Origin of the sequence: Arcanobacterium wilhelmae, from assembly GCF_029632765.1 — a bacterium.
Taxonomy (GTDB): domain Bacteria; phylum Actinomycetota; class Actinomycetes; order Actinomycetales; family Actinomycetaceae; genus Arcanobacterium; species Arcanobacterium wilhelmae.
Genome location: NZ_CP121247.1, coordinates 105,571 through 131,650 on the forward strand (window position 1 = coordinate 105,571; position 26,080 = coordinate 131,650).

Consider the following 26,080-nt stretch of genomic DNA (forward strand, 5'->3'; position numbering starts at 1 on the left):
GACGAGCGAAAACCCCTAACGCGATCGCGAAGATTTTCGCGCATGCCACCAAGGTAGTGCTCTTGACAGGCTCCCAACGGTGGGCGCAACCTCAGCTACGCCCACCGTTGCTACTCGCTCGCGCTCTCTTTTACGCCCATTTCGAGGAGGTCCTGCTCCGTCAGATCAGTGAGATTGAAGTGGCCGGCAATTTTCGCCACCCGGCGGCCGAGTTCACGAAACACAAGCCGGTCATGCCACCCGGCTGTCGAACCGCCCTCAGCCATGAGCTCGTCCCACACCTTTTCCTTTTGCTTTTTCCGTGTGCCCTTCGGAGGGCGGCCTGTCACCGATACCCAGTCGAACGTGCATTCGGTGGAACGAATGTATTTTGCGCGCTGCTCGTCATATTTTCGCATCGGTTTCAGCTCCTCGTAATCGCTAATCTCAATCATGAGTTCACGGCGGAGGTCGGCAACCCCGCGATCAGGAAGCGTCACGAAGAACTCCCAGCCATAGAGGGCCTTCACAACAAGATAGGTGGGGCCATCGGTGCCTCCACGAGGGCGATAAAGGACTGCGGTACCTTCGTCGCCTACCTTTAGAGCATCCTTCATTGCGGATTGGAGGAGCTCCCAATGAGTCGCAAGCTGGGCGCCGGTAGTGAACTGCTCCCGCGCCAGCAGGCCGTCCGCCGTCGAAAGTTTCGCGAACGACGTCGTCGGGAAAACCTCCCTAATCTTGTGCTCAAGCTGCTCCAATAGCTCAACATCGCCATCCCGAGCACCGAATTCGAGCCGTTTCGTCACAGCGAAACGCGCCTGAAGATAGTACCGGTATGCGCGCTCCGCAGATGGCCACGGAAACACCGGATCAAGTGCCAAGTCGCCCATTCTCAATGCCACATCAGCAAAATCAGACCGAAAATCGTGCTTTCGTATATTACTGAGCAGTAAGTCATACAAATCAGTGATGATCCGCTTTGCTAACTGTGGATTCTTCGCCGTTCCATGCCCGCGAAGCAGCATGTCGACCCACTTGTATCGGGCCTCGGAAATCTCAGCAGCAGCTGCGTACATGAAGTAATGCAATGCCTTTTCGTGTTCGGGAACGCCGCCATTCGTCCGACCATCGTAGTAAATGTTCCCCAGCGCATTCGCATACTCTGGCTCCGGAGCTATCTTCATGAGATGCTCAAACGCGTCGCGTGCAGTTGTCCAGTCTTGGGAAACGCCGGCGCTCCCGGTCCGATATGTTGCGAAGGCCAATTCTTCGAGCGCGCGCGGACTACCTTCGGCGGCGAGCTCCCGCACAAAAAGCACGTACACTGCGGTGGGATGTGGGTCGCCAACTTCCTCGGCAATGCGCGCATTGCCGAAACGATCCACGAACGACTCCTTCGCTCGCTTCGAAAAACGACGAGCCAGAAGAGGTTTGTGGCGATCCTCAATACATTCTTCGATTTCCTCCAGGAGTGCATCTAATTTTTCGTTCAGAGGCTTGGAAGCGTTGTTGATTCGTAGCGTGCGTGTGAGCTCGGTCCATACGTCGTATACGATGCCTTCCGGCGACAGTTGCGAAAGTGGCTGTTGATAACGGGTGAGGATGTAGCTCCCTGAGGCGCGGGAATCGTCGGAAGTGCCCGGGCGAATCGGCGAACCACCGAAAGCAACGAGTCTGCTCCATGCGCGAAGCGTCGTGAACTCATTTTGCGCAACGAGCTCCTTGACGTGCATGATCGCCGCGCGGGCCTCTTCAAGTGTCGGAGCGTGGAAAGGCGTGGTCATCGTGCGGCATGGGTGGTCGAACTGCTCAAGGAATGCATCCGGCCCGAGCTCAAGACGAAGCAGGGCACGGTACGCTTCCGGAGGCACTGGTGTCGTGAGGCGTGTCTCTTCCGACGACGACGGGGTGGCTTGCGGTGCGGAATCGAGGCGAGGTTCGTTAGAGGTCACTAGTTTGTGGCTTCGTTTGGTTCTTGCGTTGTCGCCTCGGGCGACGCCGGCTGGGAGGCGCCGTCGTGAGTCGCCGGACCGTCCGACGTCGGGGCTGAACCGGCGTCGTGGGTGGTGGATACGCTTGTGGAAGCAGACCCGCTGCCCTGGTCGGACGGTGCGCCGCTCGCCGGAGCCTGCGACGGCATGCTCTGCGCCTTCTCGGCAACGTCCTCCGGATGCTTCACCTCAACCGTCCACGGCGCCTCAGGGGTGGAAACCCCGGAAAGCACAGCCTGAGTCTGCGCGGTCAGCAACTCAGCCAGGCGCTTATCGGCACGCACAAGCAGCCCGCCGTCAACCGCCGTCTTCTTCGCCTTCTCCGTCTCGGTAGCCAAGAAATCCGCAATATCCTGCACCGACACCTGGTTAATCGGATTGAACGTCTGGTCGTACTGCTCCAGCGACGCCGGATCCACCTTCGCATCCAACACGTCCGCGCGCGGAACAACAAGCGTCACCACGCGCTTGGCCGAATCAATCCGCGGATCCACCGCCTCGAGGTTTTTCAGCCCGCCCGTCACGCGTCCAGAAAAAGTCACCAGAAAGGATTTTCCGGTAAACGGAACGCGCAACCCAAGCAGTTTGTAGCCGTCGTCGGAAAACTTCCCCACGCCCGTGAAGTTGTACTCCTCCGTGGCAAGCTCGGCGATGTCAGCGAACGAATTCTTGATCGTCGTCGATGTAATCACCGGCTCGCTCTTGCTCCACGGATTCAGCCCCTTGGGAAGCAACGAACCAACAACCAGCCCGATAGCCAGCACGAACACGATCACACCTGTCCAGCTCGCAACCTTCCGTGCCACCCGAAATGCCATCAATCCTCCTCAAGTCCAATATGTGAATTCATTGTAGAGTGCGCGGTGACGTGCGGAGGCTACTTTAGCCGCTAGCCTGTGCGACGCCGGCTAGGAAACGGGATCGGCGATGCCGGGGTTCATCTCACCCCGGCATCGCCGATCTTACATCTGCAGAAAGCTTCACTCCCCGCTGGAAGCGTGCCTTACTTCTTATCCGCCGGCTTCGATTCAGCCGGAGCGGCGCTCTTCTGGCCCGGCTTCGCCGATTCCTTCGACGCCGGCGCGCCCGACTTCTCAGCCGGCTTCGCGCTCGGATCAGCCTTCTTCGCGGGCGCGAACTTCGTAAAGCAATCCTGCGCCGCCTTCATCATCACCTTCATGTCCTCGGGTGTGTTCGGCACATTGCCTTTGGTTTTCGTGAGGGTTTTGAGCGTTTCCGCCGAGACTTTGTCGTACGCCTGATCCATCACGCACTGCGCAAGTTCACGTGCCTTGCCCTGGCCGATCGCCGCCTCGATCTTTTTCACCTGATCCTTGGAGGCCACCATCGCATCCACGACCTTATCCTTCGCAGGCTTCCCGTCCGCGCCCGTGCTCGAACCACACGCGGCCAGCGAGAACGCCAACATGGTAGCGGCACCAGCCGCAATCAGCTTCGACATTGCCATTAAAATTCCTCCGGTGAGTTGGAAACCGTTCTAAATAAATGGTGGCACAGTGGCGCACGCCCGAGCGAATCATCGCCAGGTGGTGCCGCCCACGCCCGCTCGCGTCGAGAGCGGGTGGTACCTAGCCTGTGCGTAACTCTGTCAGTTCGCGTGGGCGTTGCGGCGGGTTCAGGCGGTCAATGCATCATTTAGTTGTTGGGCTAGTGTCTCATGTGGGGTGGCGCCTTTGAGGACGACGCGGGCGCGGTTGTTGAGTTCGTCTTGGGCTTCTTGGACTTGGGCATCGGTGATGGTGGCGAAGTTCGTTCCTTTGGGGAAGTACTCGCGGATGTCACGGTTGAGTCGCTCGTTCGAGGGCCGCTGCCAGGGAGAGTGGGGGTCAGCGAAAAACACTTTCACTCCCGTCGCGATCGTGAAGGACTGGGTTTGAGCCATTTCCGAGCCCTGGTCCCACGTGATCGTTTCAAACTTCCCGGGTAAAGACTTCACCATCGTGACCAACTCATCGACCACAGTCTTCGAGTCACGTCCCGCTCCGAGCCGGTGCATCAACACAAACCGTGAACGCCGCTCAACGAGCGTGATCAACGCTGTCCCATGCCCATCCTTACCACCACCAACAACCAGATCGCCTTCCCAATGCCCAGGAACAGCCCGATCACTGGCCTGGGGAGGGCGCATCGAGATCTGGGCACCTTCGACCCATGTTTTCCTCCCACGCCCCGGAAGCCCTGCAAGACGCGACCGAGGAATACGATTCTTCCGTCCCGAACGCAACGCTTTTTCACGTTTCAGTTCCTGCGCGAGTGAACCTACCCCTTGAACATATAAGGCTTGATAAATCGCTTCGACACTCACGTGCATCTCCCTATCATCTGGATACAAGTGTCGTAACCGTACCGCGACTTGCTGGGGTGAATACCGTTGATTGAGCAACCCCACCACAACCTCCCGAAGACGCGTGTTGGCCTGGAGTTTCAATGGTTTAGGACGTGCCCTACGCTCGAATGCTTTGCGTGAAGCCACACCCGCATCATAGGACCCATCCACGCGTTGGGAACGGTTAATCTCACGCGTGATCGTTGACGGGGAGCGTTTGAGGCGGATCGCGATCTGCCGGCCAGAGTATCCTTGGTCTAACAGCAACGCGATCGCGACACGTTCTTTACTCGTGATACGACGCCCGCGCCCAACGTTGCCGCTACCAACCTGGTCCACACTTGCAAGATGACGAGTCCCGCCACGGCGGCCTCGTCGTAACGCATTTTCCATGTCGCCTAACGCTACCCTGCATTGACGGACCCATTCACGGCAATACCCAAGCTCATGCGCAATATCAGTATTCGTCCATCCCTGGCCAATCAACTCGACCGCACGTTGACGATCACGCCCACGAACCTAGGCAAGAGACCCATGCGGGCCCGTCGCGAGGACTAGACCCGCCTCACGACACCACCTGCGGATCGTTTCCCGTGACATTCCCAACCGGCGAGAAAGACTCGACGCGCTCTCCCCACCCCGAATACACTCCAACACCACAGGCTTCACACAAAGCCACTTCCCGGCCATACCAACACACCCCAATCAGATAGTGCATTGACCCCAAGAACCTACCTGCTATATACGCAACGCCCAGCCCGATTGATTGAGTTGTGCACACAACCCCTGTGCAATCGCGCACCAACGCGACCCGCGCCAACACGACCCGAGCCAACACGCCCCGAGCCAACACGCCCCGAGCCAACGCGACCCGAGCCAACACGCCCCGAGCCAACACGCCCCGAGCCAACACGCCCCGCGCCTAAAACTTGGGCAGCGCCTCGGCGTCGGCCTTCGTGAGCTGAATGCCGGGCATGTTCATCCAGCTTTTCTTGCCGGTCAGTGGCCGATCCACGAGCACAAGGAACCGCCCGCCGAATTGCTCGCCGAGCGCCGGAAGCTCCACGGTCCGCTCGTTAGGCAGCACCCCGGCGTCGACCCGCACGATCGGCAGCCCACAAATCCACTTTCCGTCACGGCTGAGGGCCACGAAGTTCGGCTCGGTCTTGCGCTTGCGTTTGTCGTCCTTCGACGTCGGCGCGCTCACCGACACTGATGCCACGAGTTTGCCCAGGTCCTTGGGGAGTTTCGTGCGCGCGAGTGCGCCGCGAATCTGGGTGTCACCTCGTGAAAGGTCGCTGGCTTGTGCAACGCGCAGCCGCCTGAGAAACGAGTTCGGCAGCATCGCGTCGATGACCGCGCCGACAATCTCAATAAGCGCCTCGTAGATCATGCAACCACCACCGCGGTCCCGGAGGCCGTCACCATAATCATCGAGCCGTTCGCGCCGAGTGTTTCGTAGTCGATATCCACGCCGACCACCGCGTTCGCTCCGAGCGCCTGCGCCCGCTGCTCCATCTCGGCCAGCGCCTCCTCGCGCGCCCGCAGCAGCTCACCCTCATACGAGTTGGAGCGCCCGCCGAAAAAGTTCGTCAACCCGGCCGCGAAATCCTTGATCGCGTCCACGCCCTGAATAACCTCGCCAAACACAATCCCGCGATACTCGCGGATCGTGTGGCCTTCAAAAGTGGGAGTAGTAACGGAGATCATCGGTGATCCTTTCGGTTCGTTTCCCGACGCCGGTGCGTGGCGTGCGTGCCGGCCCGGCCTGTTGCGGCAAGTCTACCGGCGCGGCGCCCGGCCCGTGTTGGCCCACGGGCGGACTTTGCGCTCCTGTCGGCCAGGCCGCGACCGCGGGGTGCGTGCGTAGCTCTGTCAGTTTGGCGAGGCGTTGCTCTATGCGCAACGCCTCGCGCGATTGATTGAGTTGTGCACGTGCTTGTTGCGCACGGGCTTGCTGCGGCTAGGTACTTGCTCAAATTTTGGGGACGCGCGCCAGATCGGCTTTGGCTAGCTGCCCGCCGCTTGGGTTCGCTGCGCCAGCAGCGTGTGCTGCGCCAGCAGCGTGTGTTGCGCCACCGACGTCGGGCAGAGCTGTTGCCGGGAAGTTCGCGAAGGCGAGCTGGCCGCGGATGTGTGGGTCGACGTAGCGGTAGTTGTGCCGGCGAGCCACGCGCAGCGCTCTCCCGGGCGCGGTGCGCGGGGTTTTCTTGGGGGGCGGGTAGGCGATTCCAACTGTCAGGTACGTAACCCCAGTAAAAGATTGCATCGAGAATCGCGTCAATGATTTTGCCCAATATGCTCCTGGTGAGTAGTGCTGTCACCAGCCTACCGACGAAGTGCTATGCGTGCGTAACTTGGGTCAGCTGTTACGAGTTTGACAGGGGATTGATGTCAAAGTTATGAAAAATGTGCAATTCGTGTGAGATTACCGGGGTCGTAATCTCACATTGTGAGTTGAAAAGCCGTTTATTTGTTAGAATAGAGATAGCCGAAATTAATAATCCGTGTTTTTGGAGGCCGAAATGCTCACTGGTTTCACAAAAGAAAAGTATGTCAAGCAGATCGAATTCATCCTCAGTTCCGCGGAGGGTGGGCGGATTACAGCCACCAAAGAAACGCAAAGGATTGATTTCAAAGAGGAAGCAGGGAGACGTCATCGCGGCGAGATCGAACCGGGGCAACCGCGAAACTCCGAGGCGGCAACGAAAATAGCGGACGAAGTTGCCTGTATGGCAAACACCCCCGGTGGTGGAGTCTTAATCCTCGGTGTAGAAGATGGGACCGGAGTTGTTATCGGTACGGAACTTGAAATTGATTGGCTCCGTCAGAAGATCTATGACGCTGTCGACGTTGCCCCTGATATTGAGGAAAGGGAAGTCTGTGGAATCCGTGTGTTAGTCATTTATGTTCCGCAGGCACCAGAGCCAGTTGAGGATACGAGTGCGCGGCTCCGATGGCGAGTTGGCGATAGGTGTGCGCCGGTCGACCGTGTTCAATGGTGGCAATATCGCCGTGATCAGATGGGCGAGGATGTGATGGCATCGGATTCGGGCATGCCGTTTCATGAGGCGCGCGAATCGGCACTTGCATACGTGCGTCGGATCAATCCAGAGTTCAACGAGGATACGAACGAAGAGCTTCTCCTCAAAATTGGGGCGACAAATTCGTCGGGTTCTCTCACGGAAGCGGGAAAGCTCCTATTTTCGGCATCAAGTTCACTGATCGAGTTAACGGTTTTTGACGCGCCGGGTGGGCATGTCCTTAGCCGAGTGGAGGGGCTGCCGGGTACGTCTTTATTGGAACAAATCAGCCAGATTGAAGACGCCCTCGCGGTTATTAACAGAAATACGACTCTCGAGGTGGGCCTAGCGCATCGCGAACTTCAAGAAATTCCGCAAGTTGCGGTGCGTGAGGCTCTTTTAAATGCCGTCATTCATCGTGACTGGAATCGAAGCGAACCGATTGTTGTTCGTTGGGTAACTGTCGATTCGGCGCTTTCAGTGCGTAGCCCTGGTGGTTTCCCCGGGGCGATTACTGCACATAACCTCTTGTCGAATAGAGCTGCTCGTTATCCGGCTCTCGCAGATCTCTTTCGGGCGATCGGATTGGTTGATAAGCAGGGTGTGGGAGTAGATCGCATGTATCAGTCGATGATTGCTCTTGGTCATCGTCCTCCAAATATTGACGAGGTTGCGGGTCCATTCGTTGAGACTGATCTGACGGGTGGGCGTCCGGTAGTTCCGATTATTGAGCTGATGAATAGCATCTATCCGGAGCCGCGCCAGCGAGATTTTCGGATTGCGATCATTTTGTATTCTCTGTTTGAAAAGCCATTTCTTACGGAGAGTGACGTTGCGTTAGCTCTCCAAAGCAATCTGGAATCGGCACGTGTTGCAATCGAAGCGAGCAGGCAAACACTGGCGGGAGGAAAGCCGATTATTTCCAGACATGGCGATGTGTGGGTGATGAGCGATATTGTGAGAAACTTTCTCAAACGAGTGTCCGATACTGTGTTTGATTACGGCTGGTACCTATCCACAGATACGAGGATGTTAAGGAAAGTTGCGCTTGCCTGGTTGTCACAGGTGGGGCCAATGGCAACTTCTGATCTGATGTTGCTTGCGGGAGTTTCTCGTGGAACTGCGAAGAAAGGGCTCGATGAGTTGGTTCAGGAAGGCGAAGCGGTTGCAGTAGGAAGCGGTCGTTCCAGTAGGTATGAATTGGCGCAAATGGCATGACGTTGACAGGCTGGAAAGCGGTGCCCGACGTCGGAAGCGGTGCCCGACGCCCGGGCAGCGGCTACCCGCGCAGAACCTTTTCGATACGCTGCACTGAGACTTTCCCTTGTGTTCCGAGCTGCTGCGCGAAGAGCGACACGCGTAGCTCTTCGATCATCCATTTGGCCTGTTTGAGCTGGCCGGCACGCTCGGCGTTCCAGGGTTCGCGGGCGAATTCTTCGCACTCGCGCTCGTACTTGTCGGTGACGGTTTGCACCTGCCAGGCCAGCGCATCGTCGGCGGCCGGATTGGCTGCCGCCTTCTCGATGCGGTGCACTGCAGCGGCCAAATACCGCGGGTATTGCGCGAGCTGCACGTCCGGAGTTGCCGAAATGAACCCGTTGTAGACGAGCCCTTCGACCTGCATTTTCACGTCGGAGACGGTGGCAAGGAGCGCCACCGAGGTGCTCACTCGCACGGCGCTTTCGACGTCGCCCCATGCGCTGAACACCCGCACGCAGATGCGGACGATCCGGTAGATTTCGTCCTCGACGCGCGCTCTCACCCATTCGCGCAGCTGCTCGTATACCTCGCGTTCGCGCAGGCGGCCGAGTTTGTTTTTGGTTTCTTTGGCCCATTTTTCGGCGAGGTTGCGGGTGGCGGCGAGTTGGAGGTCGGCAACGAGCGCCGACGTCGATGGGTAGGGGGTGGCCGACATGGCGAGCGCTTCGTCGCCGGTCCAGCGGGAGGTGACGCGCCCCTCGGGTAGCGCGACTTCGCTCGCGACGAGGCGGATCACGCCGAGGCGATGGTCGCGGACTTGCTCGGCGGGCTCGGCGAGCACACGCAGTTCAACGGTGACGCCGTCGAGGCCGGCGAGCGATTGCGCGCCCGATGTTGCGGTTTCCCCGGCCTGAGTGATGACGCCGGCTTTCCCGGGCACCTCAACGAGCGCGGGATACCCGCGCACAACCATCCCATGCGGCCCAGTCGTCTCAATTACCTCAGGAATCACGCCCTGCGCGACCGGAGGCCACCCACCGAGAGGCTGCTCGGCTCCGGTGATCGTTGGCGCGTTGGCGGAACCCGCAGCCTCCGGCCCAAGCAGCGCGGCCTTCGCTTCCTCCAAGGCCTGCGCCACCGCGCTTTTGACGACGTTTTCTACTGCCCCTTGGGTCTGCGGCGCCAGCACTTTTTGCAGGTGCGTGATCGAGGTGGATTGGTCGAGGACTGCGCCGCGTTCGGAGCGCACGCGGAACGTTACTTCCAAGTGCGCCGGTAACGTCACGGCGTCCCAGTCGGCGTCGGTGACGTCGACGCGGCGCAGCTGGTAGACGGCGTCGGTGAACGCTTTGCGGAAGCTGGGCGCGCCGGGCTGCCCGTGTGCGACGGCGTCCCAGTCGGGCAGGATGTCGAGGATGTGTTTGGCGACGTCGGGCGCGGGTACGAGCTGGCGGCGCACGGGTTTCGGCAAGGCACGGATCGTGGAGGTGACGAGTTCGTCGAGCATTCCGGGCACGAGCCAGTCGAAGCCGGCGTCGGTCAGTTGCGGCAGGAGCGTGACGGGCACGTCGATCGTCAACCCGTCGGAGTGGGAGCCGGGGTTGAACGTGTAGTCGATGGGGAGCGTGATGTCGCCCTGTACCCACTCGGTGGGGAAATTCTCTTCGGAGGCGCTCGATTCTCCGAGAAGAAATTCCTGCGTGAAGTTGAGCAACTCGGGGTGAGCGTGCCGTTCTTTCTTCCACCACGAGTCGAAGTGGCGTGCGGAGACGATTGATTCTGGGATCCTCTCGTCGAAGAACGTAAATTGCGCGGTTTCGTCGGCAACCACGCCCACCTGCCGTAGGCGTTCTTCCACTTCACGGGCCTGCGCGAGCTGCTCCTTGTTGTATTTGACGAACGCGTGGTGGGTGCGCCACTGGTTGTCAACGAGCGCGTGGCGGATGAACAGTTCGCGGGCGAGCTCGCGCGACGTCGGTGTGCCGACTTTGCTCAGCAGCACCTTGCGGTCCGCGATCAGCGTGAGCCCGTAGAGCATCACTTTTTCGTGGGCGAGCGCTGCGCCCTGGCGGGTGGACCAGTGCGGCTCCGTGTACTGCTTTTTGACGAGCGGACCGGCGATGCGTTCGATCCATTCGGGGTCGATTTTCGCCACGGTTCGCGCAAATAGGCGCGAGGTTTCCACGAGTTCTGCGGCCATCACCCAATCGGGCGTGCGCTTGTGGAGCCCGGAGCCGGGCCAGATCACGAAGTGGGTGCCGCGCGCGCCGAGATAGTCGCGGTGGCGTTCGGAGTAGGTGCCGATGGAGGAGAGCAGGCCGGTCAGGAGCGAGCGGTGGATCGCATCCGCCGCGGGCGCGTCTTTCGAGCGGCCCACGGTTTTCACGGCGCGCGCAACGTCCTGGTTGTGCGAGTTGTCGCCATTGTCCTGCTCAGCGCGGATTTGCGCGCGCGACGGCAGTGCGATGGGGTGCACCGTGAGGTGCAGCTCGCGTGCCAGCTGGGTGAGTTGCTCGACGACGTCGGCCCATTCGCGGAACCGCAGCCAGTGGAGGAACTCCTCGTGGCACATGCGCCGAAATGCCGAGCCGGAGAGTTCGCGTTGCTGTGTGCGCAGGTAGCGCCACAGGTTCAGGTACGCCAAGAAGTCCGACGTCGGTTCGGTGAAACGCGCGTGGAGCTGGTCGGCTTGCGCGCGCTGTTCGGCGGGGCGTTCGCGCACGTCCTGCACGCTCATCGCCGCGACGAGCACGAGCACTTCGGAGGTCGCGCCGTTGTCCACAGCCGCGAGTAGCATGCGCCCGAGGCGCGGGTCGATCGGGAGGCGGGCGAGCGCGCGGCCCGTGTCCGTGAGCGTCGGCACGTGCAGGCCCGGCTCGAGTGCGCCGATCTCCTCAAGTTGTGCGACGCCGTCGCGAATCGAACGCAGGTCCGGTGGGTCGATGAACGGGAACTTTTGCACTTCGCCGAGCCCCAGGCTCGCCATCTGCAAAATCACGGAGGCGAGCGCCGTGCGCTGGATTTCCGGTTCGGTGAACTCGGGGCGGGCGGCGAAGTTTTCTTCGGAGTAGAGGCGGATGGCAATGCCGTCGGCCACGCGGCCGCTTCGGCCCGAACGCTGGTTGGCGCTCGCCTGCGAAATCTCTTCGATCGGCAGGCGCTGCACCTTCGTTTTGTTGGAATAGCGCGAGATTCGCGCGTAGCCCGGGTCGATCACGTAGTGGATCCCGGGTACGGTGAGCGAGGTTTCGGCGATATTCGTGGCCAGCACGATGCGGCGGTGGCGGTGCGGGGCGAACACCCGGCGCTGCTCGGCGTTGCTCAGCCGCGCAAACAACGGCAATACCTCCACCGCACCCGGGTGCGTGGACGTTTCGCCGGGCGCGAGGTAACGCTGACCGAACTCGTCCCGGAACGCCTTCTCTGTTTCGTGGATCTCGCCCTCGCCCGAGAGGAACACGAGAATATCGCCTGTACCCTCGGCCATCAGCTCGCGCGCGGCCTCCACGATCCCGTCCGTCATGTCTTTCGACTGCGCGCGGCTGAGCCGTTCCGGCGCGTCACGGCGCGGCTCGTCCACCTCGGAGCGCCCATCCGGACCGGTCGAATACTCGCGCAACTCGCTGCCAGCCGCGTCGTCGGCGACGCCGGTGAGCGGACGATACCGGATCTCCACCGGGAACGTGCGCCCGGACACCTCGATAATCGGGGCTGTGTCGCCAGGGCGGCCTCCGGCCGCATGCTCGCCGAAGTGCGCCGCGAAACGCTCCGAATCGATCGTCGCGGACGTAATAATAACCTTCAAATCCGGGCGCTGCGGCAGCAGACGCGCGAGATAGCCGAGCAAGAAATCGATATTGAGGGAGCGCTCGTGGGCTTCGTCGATAATGATCGTGTCGTAGCGGCGCAGCTGCGGATCGGACTGGATTTCGGCCAGGAGGATGCCGTCCGTCATGAGCTTCACCAGCGTCTTTTCCGAGACTTCCTCGGTGAAACGCACCTGGTAGCCGATCGTTTCGCCCAGCTTTTGCCCAAGCTCCTCACTGATACGGTCCGCCACGGAACGCGCCGCGATACGCCGCGGCTGCGTATGCCCGATCATGCCCGTGATTCCGCGGCCGAGCTCCAAGCAAATCTTCGGCAGCTGCGTGGTTTTGCCCGAGCCGGTTTCGCCCGCAACAATCACCACCTGGTTGTTGAGGATCGCGTGCGCAATATCCTCCCGACGCGCCGAAACCGGCAGCTGTGGCGGGTACGTGATCGTGGGGACGGACGCGCGGCGGGCTTCGATCTGCTGCGGCGTAAACGGCTTCGGAGTGCGCCTGCGCGGCGCCTGCCCGAGGCTGCGCGAACCCCGACGCCGACCGCGAGAGTTACGGTGTGTCTGACCAGAATGTTGTGTGGGCTGGCCGCCGCCACGCTCGCTCGCGGCCGGGGAGCCGGCACCCGCGCGCGAGCCGCGTTTCGGCGCGCGCCGCGCCCCGGCGTCGCTCTCGCTCATCGGGTTGGTGACGTTCTTCGCGCCGCGCTCGCGGCCCACATTCTGCTCAGACATACCCGCCTATTCTCCCACGGAACCGGTTCGAGGGAAAAGAGAGGCTCACGACGCCGGCGTGCGAGGTGCGGACTCGCGGGGTCAGGAGTGAATGGTGAGTTCTCCATGGTGAGCTTTCTGTTGGTGGATTAAAACTCCGCGCCCTCCGCGCGGCGAAGATCCGTCGGTGTCGTGGCAATCGCTTCAACCGCGGCGGTCAGGCCCGCGACGATATCCGCCAGTGGCAGTGAGAACGTGCCCGGCCGGTCCGTCACCTGTTCCGGAAGGAACGGCACGTGGATGAAACCGGCACGGATGCCTGCGGTTTCAGGCGCGACGTCGGTGGGCGCGGGCTGCGCTGCCGCTCCCGCGGCGCCAGTGGACGCAAGCCGAGCACCGGCGTCGGGAGCGTTGGGTGCGAGTTGCGCCCCGACGTCGGCGGCGAGGGCGAGCGTGCCGTACATCAAGTGGTTGCACACAAAAGTGCCGGCCGTGTTCGAGAGCGCGGCGGGCAGGCCGGCGGCGCGGATCACTGCGACCATCGCCTTCACTGGCAGCGTGGAGAAGTAGGCGGCGGGGCCGCCGGGGATCACGGGCTGGTCGATGGGAGAGTGGCCGGCGTTATCGGGGATACGGGCGTCGTCGATATTGATGGCCACGCGCTCCACTGTGATGGCCGTGCGCCCGCCGGCCTGGCCAACGTTCACCACGGCGGACGGGCGGTGGAAGGCGATGAGTTCGCGCGTGCGCTCGATCGCCTCGCCGAAAACCGTGGGCACCTGAGCGGTGATGATCCGCGCGCCCGATATTTCCGCTGGTAGGCGGCGCACCGCCTCCCATGCGGGGTTGATGGGTTCGCCGTCGAACGGGTCGAAGCCGGTGATGAGGATTTTCATGAGGTAATTCTACGCGGACGGTGGGATGGTGCTGGCGGGCGGGGCAAAGGGGTGCCCGCGCCACAGGTTGCGTGTGCAGCGCGGGCTAGTGGTAGGCCGAAAAGCGGTGAGAGTTGCTTCGACCCACGTTTTCGTGGAGTGCTCCACAAGTGTTATGAATTTGTGCTGGGGTGCGAGTAAGTGGGCTCGCAACCAGTGATGTTACGGTAACGTTACCGTAAATTTGCGCGTTGTTCTACTGGTAGTATTTTCCCAAACGCCAGGGGCGCGAGTGCACGTTATTGATGTGACAGCCGCAACTATGTAAGAGTTGTTCCCAATGCGCGGCCACAACCTCAGGCGCGCATCGCGTTGACTTTGGCCTGAACCTCGGCCACCGTCTCCTTCAACTTCGCGAAATCCTCGCGCACCTCGCGGGCGCGAACCAGCTCCTCTTTGAAAGCCTCAAGGCGGTTCAGTGATTCGCCCGCGCGATCAATCGCATTCGACACCACGCCCGCGAGCTCCTGCCCCTCGGCGGGAATCTCAACGCCCGTCACCGACGTCTGCCACAACTGCAACAACTGGCGCGGAATCGAGACCCCGGAAAGAACCTGGTCGATGTAAACGCTCGAATCCGCCACAAGCTTCTCGTGCTGGCGCGAGAACGACTCCAGCGTATCCACGTCCTCGATCAGCACCTCGGAGAGCATCTCCAACGACTCGAGGTGATCGCTACTAGAGGCTCCGGAATCGCTTGCCGCCCCGGCGTCGTCGGTGGCTCCAGCGTGCGGATCGAAACCGGCGTCGATCAGCTCCGCCACAAAGAAACCGCACGTGTTCGTATGCAGGCGCGAAAGCGCAATACGGAAGCGGGTGCGCGCAATGTTCAACTCGAGCTCGCGGATGCGCGCAACGAGGCTGGAGAGGTAGTTCCCCACGATCGACTGCATCTGGTTCCACACCATCAGCGGTTCCATAATCTTCGAAAGCTCGGGATGCGTGGTGCCCAGAATCGTGAAACGGCCCGCAACCTGGCCGACCTCGGCCATGTCTTCGCGCACGGCGCGCGCCACCTCGGCAAGGCGGTGCGAGACTTCCGCGAGCTCGTCCTGGCGCCCCATCCACGCGTTGAGGGTATCGAATTCGCTCCACACACTCCCGAGCATGTAGTGGAGCGGAGTATCGCCCCAGCGGGTGGGGAAGACGTCGGTCATTGCTTCGCGGGCCGCCACCTCGGCAGGGAGCGCGATATTTTGGAAATCTTCGTAAGAGCTGATTCCCGCGCTGGCAAGATCGCCGGCAAGCATCTCGACGGCGGCGGCGGCCGCCTCACGGCGGTTCATGCCGTCGTCGAGCAGCTCGTATTCGTGGCCACGCACGTGCGAGTAGATACCGCGCGCAGTATTGAACAGATCGTCGCGGCAGGGGCGGGCGCGGACCGAGAGGTAATCGCCGTTCTTGAGCGGGGTGATGGTGGCAAAAACATCGTATTCCGAGCCGTCAGCCGCGAGGTTCATCACGTAAGCGGCGAACGGTTCGCCCGCCTCGAGCGTATCCCACATGACCTTGAAGGCGGCGCCGGGCATCGCTGGGTGGCGGATAATGTTGTGTGGCGCGCCGGTGAGTTGCTCGTGCCCGTAGCGCGACAGACGCGTGAACACCTCGTTCGACAGCTTGATCACGCCTTTGGCGTCCGTTGTTGAGAAGAAGAGCTCGTGTGGGGCAACTTCGTGCTGGGCGCCTGTCGGCTCGACCTTCATAACAGTCCTTTCGCGGGGGTGAGATTCGGCGTGGTTGATAAAAAATCTACAACAGTTACCGGCTCGAGGCTTTTCGGTTGGGCTGTTTTGTGGCGGATTTCCTGGTTTTTGGATGGGTAGTTTTCCCCATGCTGAGTATTTCGCCCGACGCCGGGGCTGGGCTGCGGCGGCGGGTCGGGGCTTGCGTCTGGGCATGGCTGATGTTGTGTGCGGAACTCAATCAGTTGCGTGAGGGGTTGCGTATAGAGCAACGCCTAGCCCGATTGACGGAGTTGTTCACGGGCTCGCGACGGCGGCGCGCGGCTCGCGATTCCGACACGCCCGGCCTGTGGGGAACTTTTGGTGTGTTTCGCGCGGACCGCCGCCATGCTCGTCTCAAAAACGAAGGTGCCTCGTCCGCTTTCCTCCAGGCTGGAATACTATATCTAGTGTTCGCTTATGGAGGGGAGCACAAGATGTCGGTGTTAGATGAGATCCGCAAGAACCTGGAAAACGCGCCAAAAGACGGTGAAATCCGCGGCTCGGATGACGGCGGTGCTCGCCCTGACACCACAACATCTCGTGTTCAGGCCGCACAGGAGATCGAGGGTATAGAGGGGACCGAACGCCACACTATCACTTCAGTTCATAAGCGCGACGGCCGCACTTTGCCGTTCGAGCCACGCAAGCTGGTCAGCTCGATCGAACGTGCGTCGTTCGCGGCGGCGCGCGTGGCAACGCACGCCGCCGCCCTCACCCCCGCGGCGCTCAATACTCTCGCGGCCGCAGTGATCGCAGAGCTGGAGGCTCACGGGAATACCGAGCCTCCGGCGTCGGCGATCGGGGAAACTGTGGCGCGCGTTCTTTCCGCGTCCGGCCAGAGCGCCGTCGCGCGCGCCTTCCGCGCCGAGCGCGCACGGGTTGAGGCTGACCGCGCCCGCTCCACCGATATCAAGACCCAGGTGGGCAAGCTTCTCTCACGCGCACCCGAAGTGGTCAACGAGAACGCGAACAAGGATTCGCTCGTGTTCAACACACAACGCGATCTCACCGCAGGCTCCGTGGCGAAGGCCTACGCGCTCGCGGACCTCCTGCCCGCGCACGTCGCCAACGCACACATGCGCGGCGACATCCACTTCCACGATCTCGACTACAGCCCGTTCCAGCCGATGACCAACTGCTGCATCATCGACATCCCGGGCATGCTCGCGCAGGGCTTCCAGATTGGCAACGCGCGCGTCGAATCGCCGCGCTCCATCAACACCGCCGCCGCTCAGATCACCCAGATCATCGCGAACGTGGCCTCGTCCCAGTACGGCGGCTGTTCGGTGGATCGCGCCGACGAAGTCCTCGCGCCCTACGCGCAGATGAACTATGCCAAGCACCTCGCCGACGCCGAAGAATGGGTTGCGCCCGACAAGCGCGAAGCATACGCGTGGGCGAAGACCCGCAAAGACATCTACGATGCCATGCAATCGCTCGAGTACGAGATCAACACCCTCTACTCCTCGAACGGCCAGACCCCGTTCGTCACCGTCGGCTTCGGCCTGGGAACCGGCCGTTTCGAGCGTGAGATCCAGCGCGCGATCCTGCAGGTGCGCATCACCGGCATTGGCGCACAGCACCACACCGCGATCTTCCCCAAGCTCATCTTCGGGATCCGTCGCGGCGTGAACCTCGAGCCAGCCGATCCGAATTACGACATCAAGAAGCTCGCGCTCGAATGCTCCGCCAAGCGCATGTATCCGGACATCCTCAACTACGACGCAATCGTGGATATTGAGGGCGACTACAAGGCTCCGATGGGATGCCGCTCTTTCCTCCCGCGCTGGGTGGATCCAGAAACCGGGCGCGCCGTGAATGCTGGCCGCATGAACCTCGGCGTCGTCACCCTCAACGTGCCGCGTATCGCGATCGAAGCTGCCGGCTCGAAGGAACGCTTCTGGGCGTTGCTTGACGAGCGCATGAACATCGTCCACGACGCCCTCGATTTCCGTGCGCGCCGTTGCGAAGACGCCACCCCGGCGTCGGCCCCGATCCTCTACCAGTTCGGCGCCTTCGGCAAGCGAGCCGCGAAGAACGAACCTGTCCACAAGTTCTTCGCTCACCACCGCGCAACCGTCTCTATCGGATACATTGGCCTGTACGAGGCTGCCTGCGCGTTCTACGGCCCTGCCTGGGAAAACGATCCGGAGGCGAAGGAGTTCACGCTGGAGATCGTGCGCCGCCTCGCTGCCTACGCCGAGGAATGGAAGGCAGATTCTCCCTACTGGTACTCGGTGTACTCCACACCCTCGGAATCGCTCACGGATCGGTTCGCGAAACTCGACCGCGCCAAGTTCGGCGAGATCCCGAACATCACCGACAAGGGCTACTACACGAACTCCTTCCATTACGACGTGCGCAAGAAGGTCACCCCGTTCGAAAAGATCGATTTCGAGGCGCCCTATCCGCATTACGCGAAGGGTGGGTTCATCCACTACTGCGAATACCCCAAGCTCGATCACAACCTCTCCGCGCTGGAGGCAGTGTGGGATTACAGCTACGACCGCGTGGCCTACCTTGGGACGAACACGCCGATCGACCACTGCTACGAGTGCGGTTTCGAGGGCGAGTTCTCGACGACAGCGGCCGGGTTTGCGTGCCCTGATTGCGGGAACACGAATCCCGAGACGTGCGATGTTGTGCGCCGCACTTGCGGCTATCTCGGTAATCCGATGAAGCGCCCAATGGCTGCCGGGCGCCAGGAGGAAATCGTGAGCCGTGTGAAGCATCTTGAGGGTGAAACCCGTGTTGCCAAGCGTGGTGAGTAAGAGCGTGCTGGCGGGCGCCGCTGGCACACACCAAGCGTTACGGTTCGTTCCCGCGCCCATTGGGGAATGAACCGGCCACCGGCGTCGGCCCCCGACGACGCCACCCCGGGCCGTGCCTGCGCCCGCAAATCCGCAGGCACGGCCCACTTTTCGACAACGTGCGCGAGAACGAGACGAGGAGGAACGGATGCGGATCGACGACGCCGGTGTGCGCCAGCCTGAGCGCGGCGAGTGGCGTTCTGATCGGCTTTCGCGCGGCCGGATCGCAGACTACAAGCCGTTCAACTTTGTCGACGGCGAAGGCGTGCGGTGCTCGATCTATGTGAGTGGTTGCCCATTCAAATGCCCGGGCTGTTACAACGTGGCCGCGCAATCCTTCATGTACGGAACCGAGTTCACGCGCGAACTTGAAGAGCGAATCTTCGTAGATCTTGCCCAGCCCTACGTTGCGGGCCTGAGCTTTCTTGGCGGTGAGCCGATGCTCGCAACAGGCGTGCTCCTGCCGATTGCCCGCCGGCTGCGCGCCGAGTTTGGCGCAGCAAAAACGATCTGGACGTGGAGCGGGTACACCTTCGAGCAGCTCCAGCAAGAAACCGCCGATAAGCGCGAGCTCCTGGCCCTGACCGACGTGCTCGTCGATGGTCCGTTCCTCCAGGCGCAATACATCTCAAACCTGGCATTCCGTGGCTCAACGAACCAGCGGATCCTGAACGTGCCTGCCTCCCTCAAAACCGGCAACCCGATCCCCTACGAGGCCTTCTAGTGATGCTTGTCAGCCCGCTTGGTATTGGCTGAGCGCGCGCTCAATGATTGTCAGATCGTCCACGTCTTCCTCGTTCGCGAGTTTTGCAATCTGATGAGCAAGTTCCTTGGGGAGTACTGTTCGGATCCGCGCTGGACCCCACGAACGCTGCGCATGTTCAATACGCTCGGCGCTCCAGCCCTTCTCAAAATCGTCCGCGATCGCCCACTCTTCGGGTGTCATATTCAGGTCAGTCATGAGCCGATCCTTTCGATATAAAGCTTCCGAGCCCTCATTGCGTGGAAAACGGTGACAGCTTGACCGCAAATCGTTGCCCCGATTTCGAGTAATCGTCCGTTCGTGTCCCATCCTAATCTCAGCACTTTGGTAGGTCTATAGCCTTCATAGAAGTCCGTGATGTAGTACTTCCACGCATGTGCGATATCAATATCGGTTGCGCCGTGTCGGTGGGCCGATGGAAGTATTTTCACTTCTCCTCCTCTCGCCTCTTCCAATTATTCGTTCGGTTCTGAGGCAAGAGATGAGCACATAGGGAAGTTGTGGAAAATACGTGCGCAAACGACGACTGTGGAGAAAAATTTCTCAGAAACGAAATTTGGCGTTACGCATGGCAGCGCAACGCCAAATTAAAGGTCAACGCGTTCTATCGGGGGAGGGCACCTTTTCGCGCCGACGTCGGTGTGGTGGCCGACGCCGAACGTGCACCTCGCGCCCGAAGCGCGCGGCGAGCTCCTGGCCGCAGGCGTGAGAGCGACGCGATTGCGCGGCGAAGTCGCGGCTCGCGCACCGGCACCAGTGAAATATGTGCGCCCGAGGCTGCCGGAATGATATGCGAATCGGTCAGCGCTTCGACTGGGTCGACGTCGGTAGAGGCTTCGGCGGAAACTTCCGCAACGACGTCGCCGGGGCGTGCGCCGAGCGCGGGCAACGCAACCGCAACCATCACGATCACTAAGCCCACAAACTCGCCGAGCGAGGGGCGCTGGCCGAGCATGAGCACGCCAACCGCGAGCGATGTTGCCGGCGAGAGTGCGCTGAGCAGGGAATACATTGGCGCCGAGACGTGCGGCATCACGACGATGTCCAGCGCGTAGGTGACGATGTTGGATAGCAGCGCCACGATGATGATCGAGCCGATCAGCGCGGGGGAGAAGACGATCGCGGCGGCTCCGGGCGCGAACGGCACGGTGACGACGGCGGCGACGGCGGTGGCGATCGCCAGATTGTCAAGCGGGTGGCCGCTCGGGCCCATGTGGCGGCCGGCCACGATGTACATCGCCCACATTGTGCCCGCGGCGAGAGTGACGAGGATTCCTAGTGCAATGCCCGGTTCGCGCACGTCCAGCCCCGCGAACGAGATCATGAAAACGCCAACCAGGGCCACGAGAACCGAAGCGCGGATCCGCCAGCTGCGGCCCGCAACCATCGCTAGCGTGACCGGCCCGAGGAACTGGATCGCAACTGACGCGCCCATCGGGATCATCGAGATCGATGCGTAGAAGAGGAGCGTGAGTACAGCGATTACGACGCCGAAAATCACAGGTGGCACGTAGGAGCGAAGGCTCCGGCCGCGCCACGGGCGCCTCCATGCGCACAAAATAATGGCGGCAACTGCGAATCGCGCCCACGCCACCGAAGGGGTGGTGATCTGCGCGAACAGGTCAACAGCGAAAGCCGCGCCCGTATAGGAGGCGAGCGCGGACAAAATGACCAGGAGCGGAGCGAACCACCGGTGTGCAAACATGGCACCAATTCAACTCGATTTTCGGGGTGCGGGGAAGCGGTGGGCCGAGGGTGGTTTTGTGAGGTTCGGCACGCGGTGCGACGTCGACTTTTTCTTTTACTTCCGCGGGAAAGTGACTTTACTGTTTCTTTACTGACGGAGTGATGTCGGAGGCGTTCGGGAGCCTGTTCGACGATGCTGATGCGAGGGTGTGGCGCAGGTCAAGGTTTGGTGCGTGGCAGAGTGTTCGCCGTTTTTTGTCGTACCCCCGTTTTAGGATTTAGGTAGCGAGAACTCACCAATGGAAATCGCTGATTTTGCGAGAGTTTTGGCCTCGTGCGAAGGAGTTGCAATGAAGTACGTGTGGGGATTGATCTCGCTACTGCTGGGTGCGGTGGCGGTGCTTTCTGTCCGTCCGGATCTGTTCGGGCTCTCTTCCTACGAGTTGCAGTTCCCGCTCGCTCAGCTGATCGCGATGCGTGGTGTTCTTGCGGTGATTTTTTTGGTCTGTGCGCTGATGTTGGGCGTTTTCGCGGGCGTGCGCTACAAGCTAGTGAACGCGGGGCGTATCGCAGGTGCGCTCGCGGCTGTGCTCCTCGTCGTCGCGGCGACACACGCCGGAACCGTGTGGTGGCGCGGGGTGTCCAACCCGGATCGGCTCACTGTGGATCAAGGAGTGAGCCCGCAGGGCGAAGGCAACGGCCAGATCGCGGTGCTTACTTACAACACGCTGGGAGGCGCCACGGATTCTCCCCAGTTAGCGGACGTGATCACGAAAGAAGGCGTGGATGTGGTGGTGCTTCCCGAAACGTCGACTGCCCGCGGTCAAGAGCTGGTCAAGCATCTCGCGGCTGAGGGTGTGCAGTTCCAGCAGTTCGATACGGCCACTAGTCAATACAACGCCGAGTTTGAATCGACGGTGGTATTGGTCAGCCGTGCGCTTGGTCCGTACGAGGCGACCGATGTAGCGAATTCACACCGCTCAGGGGTGTCGGTTGCGCCGGTGAACGGGCAGGGCCCCCATATTTTCGGTGTCCACCCGGTGGCGCCCGATTATTCGCTGATGTCCGCTTGGCGCAAGGAGATTACTCAAACGTATGCGCTGTGTTCAGCCACCGGCCCCTTCATTATGGCAGGCGATTTTAATTCGACGGTGGATCACCAGCGGGCTTTGGGTGTGGAGTGCGCCGACGCCGGGGCTCAGGCTGGCTCTGCGGGGCTCGGCTCGTGGCCGGCGAGTTTGCCGTCGTTTTTCGCCGCCCCGATTGATCGTGTGATTACGGACGGTAGCTATACGGGAACCGAGGCTCGCCTCGTGAAGGTGGGTGGCTCGGACCACCGCGGGCTACTCGTGCGCCTGGCTCCGAAAAAGTAGGGGAGCGCGCCTGGGAGCTTGCCTCGGAAAAGTAGCGCGCCCGCCCGTCGTTGCCGGGGAGGGGAGTGGCGGGCTAGTGTCGTGCAGAACTCAATCAGTTCGCGTTGGCGTTGCGTATACAGCAACGCCTGGCTGGATTGACGGAGTTCTGCACGGGCCCACCGACGCTGGAGTTCGGCTCCCGACGTCGGGGTTCGGCTTGTATTCGCGTGATTCTCGTTCTTGTGCAGAACTCAATCAGTTCGCGTTGGCGTTGCGTATACAGCAACGCCTGGCTGGATTGACGGAGGTACGCACGTGAATTGTGTCTGGGTAAGGGTATCCTTGCAGGTCAGGCCTGAAATCTCTCACGCAAAAGCCATTCGCTAGGCCTATAGTCCCATATTTCGCCGATAATGCGAGTGGTTACGGGTAGCGCTAATCTGTTTTTGCCTGCTGACCTGCGAAAACACTAGTTTTCGCACATAAATTGAATGAATCGACTTTAGTTTAGGGCCTAGTTAATTAATGTCACCTGCCCGTACAGTGTCCTTTATCTCGGTGAGTCGCTTGACTACCGACCCCTGCAGAACGCAGAAGATTGGTGGAGGATACATGACTCGTCGCGTCTCACGGCGCCTTCTTGCTGCGGCCGTTGCCGCGCTCACGGTCTTCGCTGTGGTGGTATTCGTGCCAACTGAGCGTCAGAGTGCGCAAGCCGTCTACGGAACCGGAGGCTACACAGCCGCCGATACCTCGCCCTACCTCGGCATGATCAACTGGGTTGATTGGTCCAAGTACGACGGCGAGGCGAACCGGCTCAAGCTCTACCGCACACGCGACGGCCTCGAGCCGTGGGTGCAAGGCGAACTGAACTGGTCGAAAGAAGACGCTGGCTCGCTCTACCAAAAAGACATCAACAACGGCGGCTACCAGGTGCGCAACGAAACCAAAATCGGCACCTCCACCGTCGTCACCACGTGTACACTCTCCAACTACTACGAGAACGCCACCGGTGCGAACAGCCTGACGAACCCGTGGATGAACATTCACATTCCGGGTAGTTACTCCAAAGACGGTTTCGACAACGTCTATCAGCGTTACGACCAGGCCACCCGCACCGGCATTCCCGCTGGTATTGGCCGAGCTGGCGGCGGCCGCGCACGTTTCGACGTCAAATGCCGTGCAGATCTGCTTCTCGCCGACGGAACCTCCACGAAAATCCCGATCAATGGGCTGGTCTTTGCTGACGGCGAGACCATGAACTCGGGCGAATACGCCTACGTGATCCCGCACAAGATTGACCCAGCGAAGCAGGTGGATTGGCGTCTGCTCGAATACCATCGCGTGCCAGGCGATACCACCGCCACCTACCTCACGATCGGCCCGGACGCTGCCAAAGACAAGATCGATCCCGGCTTAGCAAGCTACAATCCGCTGAACAAGACGTACCTGTGGGAGTATTCCTCACTCGCCGCCGGCCTCGATACGGCCAATGCCCTGACGTATACGGTTCCCGACAAGATCACGAGCGCAGCCTACCAACCGCTGTCCACGTTCTATGCTTCGAACGCCGACGGTGCCTACATCGACATGTCCGGTGGTTTCGGCAATTACATTGCGGTAGGTGTGGTGCTCGGCGTGGATCTGCGTGACGGCCCGGCGAGCTACGGCCGTGCTGGCGCGATCACGCAGCCGGCGATCGGCGGCCCCCGCATCAACGAGACGTACGTGAAGAGCGTGAGAGCCGACGCCCAGCCGCGCGCAACCGTTGGCCCGGGCAGTGCGCCATACACGGGCGCGAACGGCCCCGATGTGGACACGTCCGCGGCGGGTTCGTCCGACTGGACCACTCTCGTGAATGATGATCGCACGAACGGCACGTCTATCGCCGGTTTCGACGACGAAGACGCGTTCACGAAACCGCTGCTCACTACCGCGCAACCGGGCGATTTCACGCAGAAGGTGGCGTGTACAGCGGCGGCCACCGGTACGACGACGGTGTCGGGCTGGCTCGATTGGAACGCGAACGGCGTGTTCGACGCGGCCGAGCGGGCCGACGCAACGTGCACCGCCGGCGTCGCGAACCTGACCTGGCACGTGACGGCTGCGATGCTGCCACCGGCAGCGTCGGTACCGGTGTATCCGAGCCTCATCCGCCTGATCGCGACGACGGACGCTCCGCCGTCGTACGGGCCGACGTCCGTGGTGACGAACGGCGAGGTGGAAGACCACGCAGTCACGCTCGTTCGCCCCACACTCACGGTGAAAAAGCAGATTGTGGACGCCGCCGGCAAACCGATTCCGGGCGCGCCCACGGACGGCTTCACGTTCACGGCAACCGCACCGGACACAACTCTCCAGCAGGTTCCCGCGCCGAGCGCGCTCGCGACGGCGAACGCCACCCAGACGACGTCGGCGTCGGCAAGCGCCCTCGTTCCAGCCGGCAGCGCCCTATGGCCGTTCGCGTTCACGAAACTCGCGCCTGAACTGCTGACCCAGATGGTGCGCCCCGAAATCGCAACGACAGTGACCCTCACGGAAACTCCGAAGGCGGGTTACCTCAGCTATCCGACGCCGACCTGCACCACCCCGCAAGCGGCGGCATGGACGCATACGATCCCGCTCGGGACCACGGGTACCTCGATCGAACAGCCGGGCACCTACGCCTGGCCCGACCCTGCGAAAACGGCAGTGACCAGCGTGAATGCTCACCAGTACCAGGTTGGGCTCACGCCGACGTCGGTGCTGGACTGTACATACTCGAACCAGCCGTACGGGCAGATTTCCGTGACGGCGAAAGTCGACGCGAGCGCAGTCACCCCGCCACCCAGCATCGACCCCCAGTTGACGTTTAGCGGGACATATACGTGCACCGCCCCGACGTCGGGCCCGTACGCGGGCCAATCGGCAGTGACCGGCACGTGGGGGCCGCTGAAGGCTGGCGAAACATGGACCTCGGACCCGGCAAAGGATCCGATTTTCGCAGGGTCGAGCTGCGCGATCACGCAAACCGCGATCGGTTCGAGCGCGCAAGGCGTGACGAGCGGCGCGGCTCCGGACGCGACGACGGGCGCCTACCGCTGGGCTGGAGTCGCCTACCAGCCAACGACGGCGATCGCCTCGCTTTCGCTCGCAGGCCAGCAGATTCCGCTGGTCACGGCCGTGAACACAGTGGAACTGACGCCGTTCACGACGCTCTCGTGGCGCAAGGTGGACGAAGCCGGATCGCCGCTCAAAGGCGCCGAATTCGACGTGTGGACCGCGGGAGCCAGCGCCACCACAGGCGACGTGTGGCACGAGAAAGTCACTGACTGCGTGGCGGGATCGGCTAGCGAATGTACAGGCGAAGACCGCGACCCGCGCGCCGGATACTTCACTCTCGCAGGGGTCTACCTCGGCGAATACCTCATTCAGGAAAGCGCCGCCCCCGCAGGCTACATCCTGAACAAACAACAATTGTCCGGAAAGATCGAGCACACCGATCTCGCCAGCGGAAAAGACGCCGGCCAGATTGTCAACACCCGATACGCACCGGCCATGCTGCCGATGTTGCCCATGGCGGGCGGCACCAGCACACTCAGCTTCGTTCTCGCCGGCGCTGCGCTCGTCCTCGCGGCGCTGATGACGGGAGCGGGTTCGTTCGCTCGCAGAAAGGGAGGCCAGAGCGCGCAGTAATCGAGGCATTAACGGGCAGGATGCCTGCTCCTGAAACGAACGACACGAACAAAAC

Annotated in this window: 18 protein-coding genes; 5 read left to right on the forward strand and 13 right to left on the reverse strand. The window is 61.4% G+C overall.

The genetic code is table 11. The annotated features are described in order from the left end of the window. Positions 1-110: 110 nt before the first annotated feature. The 8 genes from P8A24_RS00545 to P8A24_RS00575 all read right to left on the reverse strand — a co-directional run bounded on the left by P8A24_RS00545 (position 111) and on the right by P8A24_RS00575 (position 6,589). On the reverse strand, positions 111-1,934 hold the full coding sequence (locus tag P8A24_RS00545) for a tetratricopeptide repeat protein (RefSeq protein ID WP_278058652.1): 1,824 nt from the start codon (positions 1,932-1,934) through the stop codon (positions 111-113). After that, entirely contained in the window at positions 1,934-2,791 is an 858-nt protein-coding gene (locus tag P8A24_RS00550) for a DUF4230 domain-containing protein (RefSeq protein ID WP_278058654.1), read from the reverse strand. The genes P8A24_RS00545 and P8A24_RS00550 overlap by 1 nt, the downstream gene beginning before the upstream one ends. A gap of 185 nt (positions 2,792-2,976) precedes the next feature. Then, positions 2,977-3,435, reverse strand: coding sequence for a hypothetical protein (locus tag P8A24_RS00555; RefSeq protein WP_278058656.1), 459 nt, complete (start codon positions 3,433-3,435; stop codon positions 2,977-2,979). Positions 3,436-3,609: 174 nt separating this feature from the next. After that, positions 3,610-4,713, reverse strand: a complete 1,104-nt coding sequence (locus P8A24_RS00560) for an IS30 family transposase (RefSeq protein WP_278058658.1) — start codon at positions 4,711-4,713, stop codon at positions 3,610-3,612. Between the two features lie 126 nt (positions 4,714-4,839). Beyond that, positions 4,840-5,010 carry a helix-turn-helix domain-containing protein gene (locus tag P8A24_RS08895; protein ID WP_370870582.1) on the reverse strand — a complete coding sequence of 57 codons (171 nt, stop codon included), beginning with the start codon at positions 5,008-5,010 and terminating at the stop codon, positions 4,840-4,842. 232 nt (positions 5,011-5,242) lie between these two features. Continuing rightward, positions 5,243-5,713, reverse strand: coding sequence for a hypothetical protein (locus P8A24_RS00565; RefSeq protein WP_278058660.1), 471 nt, complete (start codon positions 5,711-5,713; stop codon positions 5,243-5,245). Continuing rightward, a complete protein-coding gene (locus tag P8A24_RS00570; RefSeq protein ID WP_278058662.1) occupies positions 5,710-6,030 on the reverse strand; it encodes a heavy metal-binding domain-containing protein in 321 nt (106 codons plus the stop codon). Before P8A24_RS00570 ends, P8A24_RS00565 begins: the two co-directional genes overlap by 4 nt. Before the next feature lie 265 nt (positions 6,031-6,295). Continuing rightward, positions 6,296-6,589: a hypothetical protein gene (locus P8A24_RS00575; RefSeq protein WP_278058665.1), complete on the reverse strand. Its 294-nt coding sequence runs from the start codon at positions 6,587-6,589 to the stop codon at positions 6,296-6,298. A gap of 256 nt (positions 6,590-6,845) precedes the next feature. On the opposite strand from P8A24_RS00575, the gene P8A24_RS00580 reads away from it, so the two are divergent. After that, on the forward strand, positions 6,846-8,561 hold the full coding sequence (locus P8A24_RS00580) for a DUF5635 domain-containing protein (protein ID WP_278058667.1): 1,716 nt from the start codon (positions 6,846-6,848) through the stop codon (positions 8,559-8,561). A 61-nt stretch (positions 8,562-8,622) separates the two neighbouring features. Here P8A24_RS00580 and hrpA read toward each other — a convergent pair whose 3' ends face one another. The 3 genes from hrpA to P8A24_RS00595 all read right to left on the reverse strand — a co-directional run bounded on the left by hrpA (position 8,623) and on the right by P8A24_RS00595 (position 15,715). After that, positions 8,623-13,044, reverse strand: coding sequence for an ATP-dependent RNA helicase HrpA (hrpA, locus tag P8A24_RS00585; protein WP_370870615.1), 4,422 nt, complete (start codon positions 13,042-13,044; stop codon positions 8,623-8,625). Between the two features lie 182 nt (positions 13,045-13,226). After that, entirely contained in the window at positions 13,227-13,973 is a 747-nt protein-coding gene (gene pcp, locus P8A24_RS00590; RefSeq protein ID WP_278058670.1) for a pyroglutamyl-peptidase I, read from the reverse strand. 335 nt (positions 13,974-14,308) lie between these two features. Further along, on the reverse strand, positions 14,309-15,715 hold the full coding sequence (locus tag P8A24_RS00595; RefSeq protein WP_278058672.1) for a PAS domain-containing protein: 1,407 nt from the start codon (positions 15,713-15,715) through the stop codon (positions 14,309-14,311). Positions 15,716-16,143: 428 nt separating this feature from the next. Between P8A24_RS00595 and nrdD the strand changes: the two genes are divergently transcribed. Together nrdD and nrdG are read left to right on the forward strand one after the other, a co-directional pair. Then, positions 16,144-18,507, forward strand: coding sequence for an anaerobic ribonucleoside-triphosphate reductase (gene nrdD, locus P8A24_RS00600; protein ID WP_278058674.1), 2,364 nt, complete (start codon positions 16,144-16,146; stop codon positions 18,505-18,507). A gap of 187 nt (positions 18,508-18,694) precedes the next feature. Continuing rightward, positions 18,695-19,270, forward strand: coding sequence for an anaerobic ribonucleoside-triphosphate reductase activating protein (nrdG, locus tag P8A24_RS00605; RefSeq protein WP_278058676.1), 576 nt, complete (start codon positions 18,695-18,697; stop codon positions 19,268-19,270). Positions 19,271-19,279: 9 nt separating this feature from the next. On the opposite strand, the gene P8A24_RS00610 is transcribed toward nrdG, so the two are convergent. Next, the gene (locus tag P8A24_RS00610; protein WP_278058678.1) at positions 19,280-19,507 is read right to left on the reverse strand and encodes a hypothetical protein; all 228 of its coding nucleotides are present in this window, start codon (positions 19,505-19,507) and stop codon (positions 19,280-19,282) included. A gap of 406 nt (positions 19,508-19,913) precedes the next feature. Continuing rightward, on the reverse strand, positions 19,914-21,014 hold the full coding sequence (locus tag P8A24_RS00615; RefSeq protein ID WP_278058680.1) for an EamA family transporter: 1,101 nt from the start codon (positions 21,012-21,014) through the stop codon (positions 19,914-19,916). 331 nt (positions 21,015-21,345) lie between these two features. Between P8A24_RS00615 and P8A24_RS00620 the strand changes: the two genes are divergently transcribed. Continuing rightward, positions 21,346-22,368, forward strand: coding sequence for an endonuclease/exonuclease/phosphatase family protein (locus tag P8A24_RS00620; RefSeq protein WP_278058682.1), 1,023 nt, complete (start codon positions 21,346-21,348; stop codon positions 22,366-22,368). 594 nt (positions 22,369-22,962) lie between these two features. Next, complete coding sequence (locus tag P8A24_RS00625; protein ID WP_278058684.1) at positions 22,963-26,025, forward strand: CshA/CshB family fibrillar adhesin-related protein; 3,063 nt, start codon at positions 22,963-22,965, stop codon at positions 26,023-26,025. The last annotated feature ends 55 nt before the right edge of the window (positions 26,026-26,080 follow it).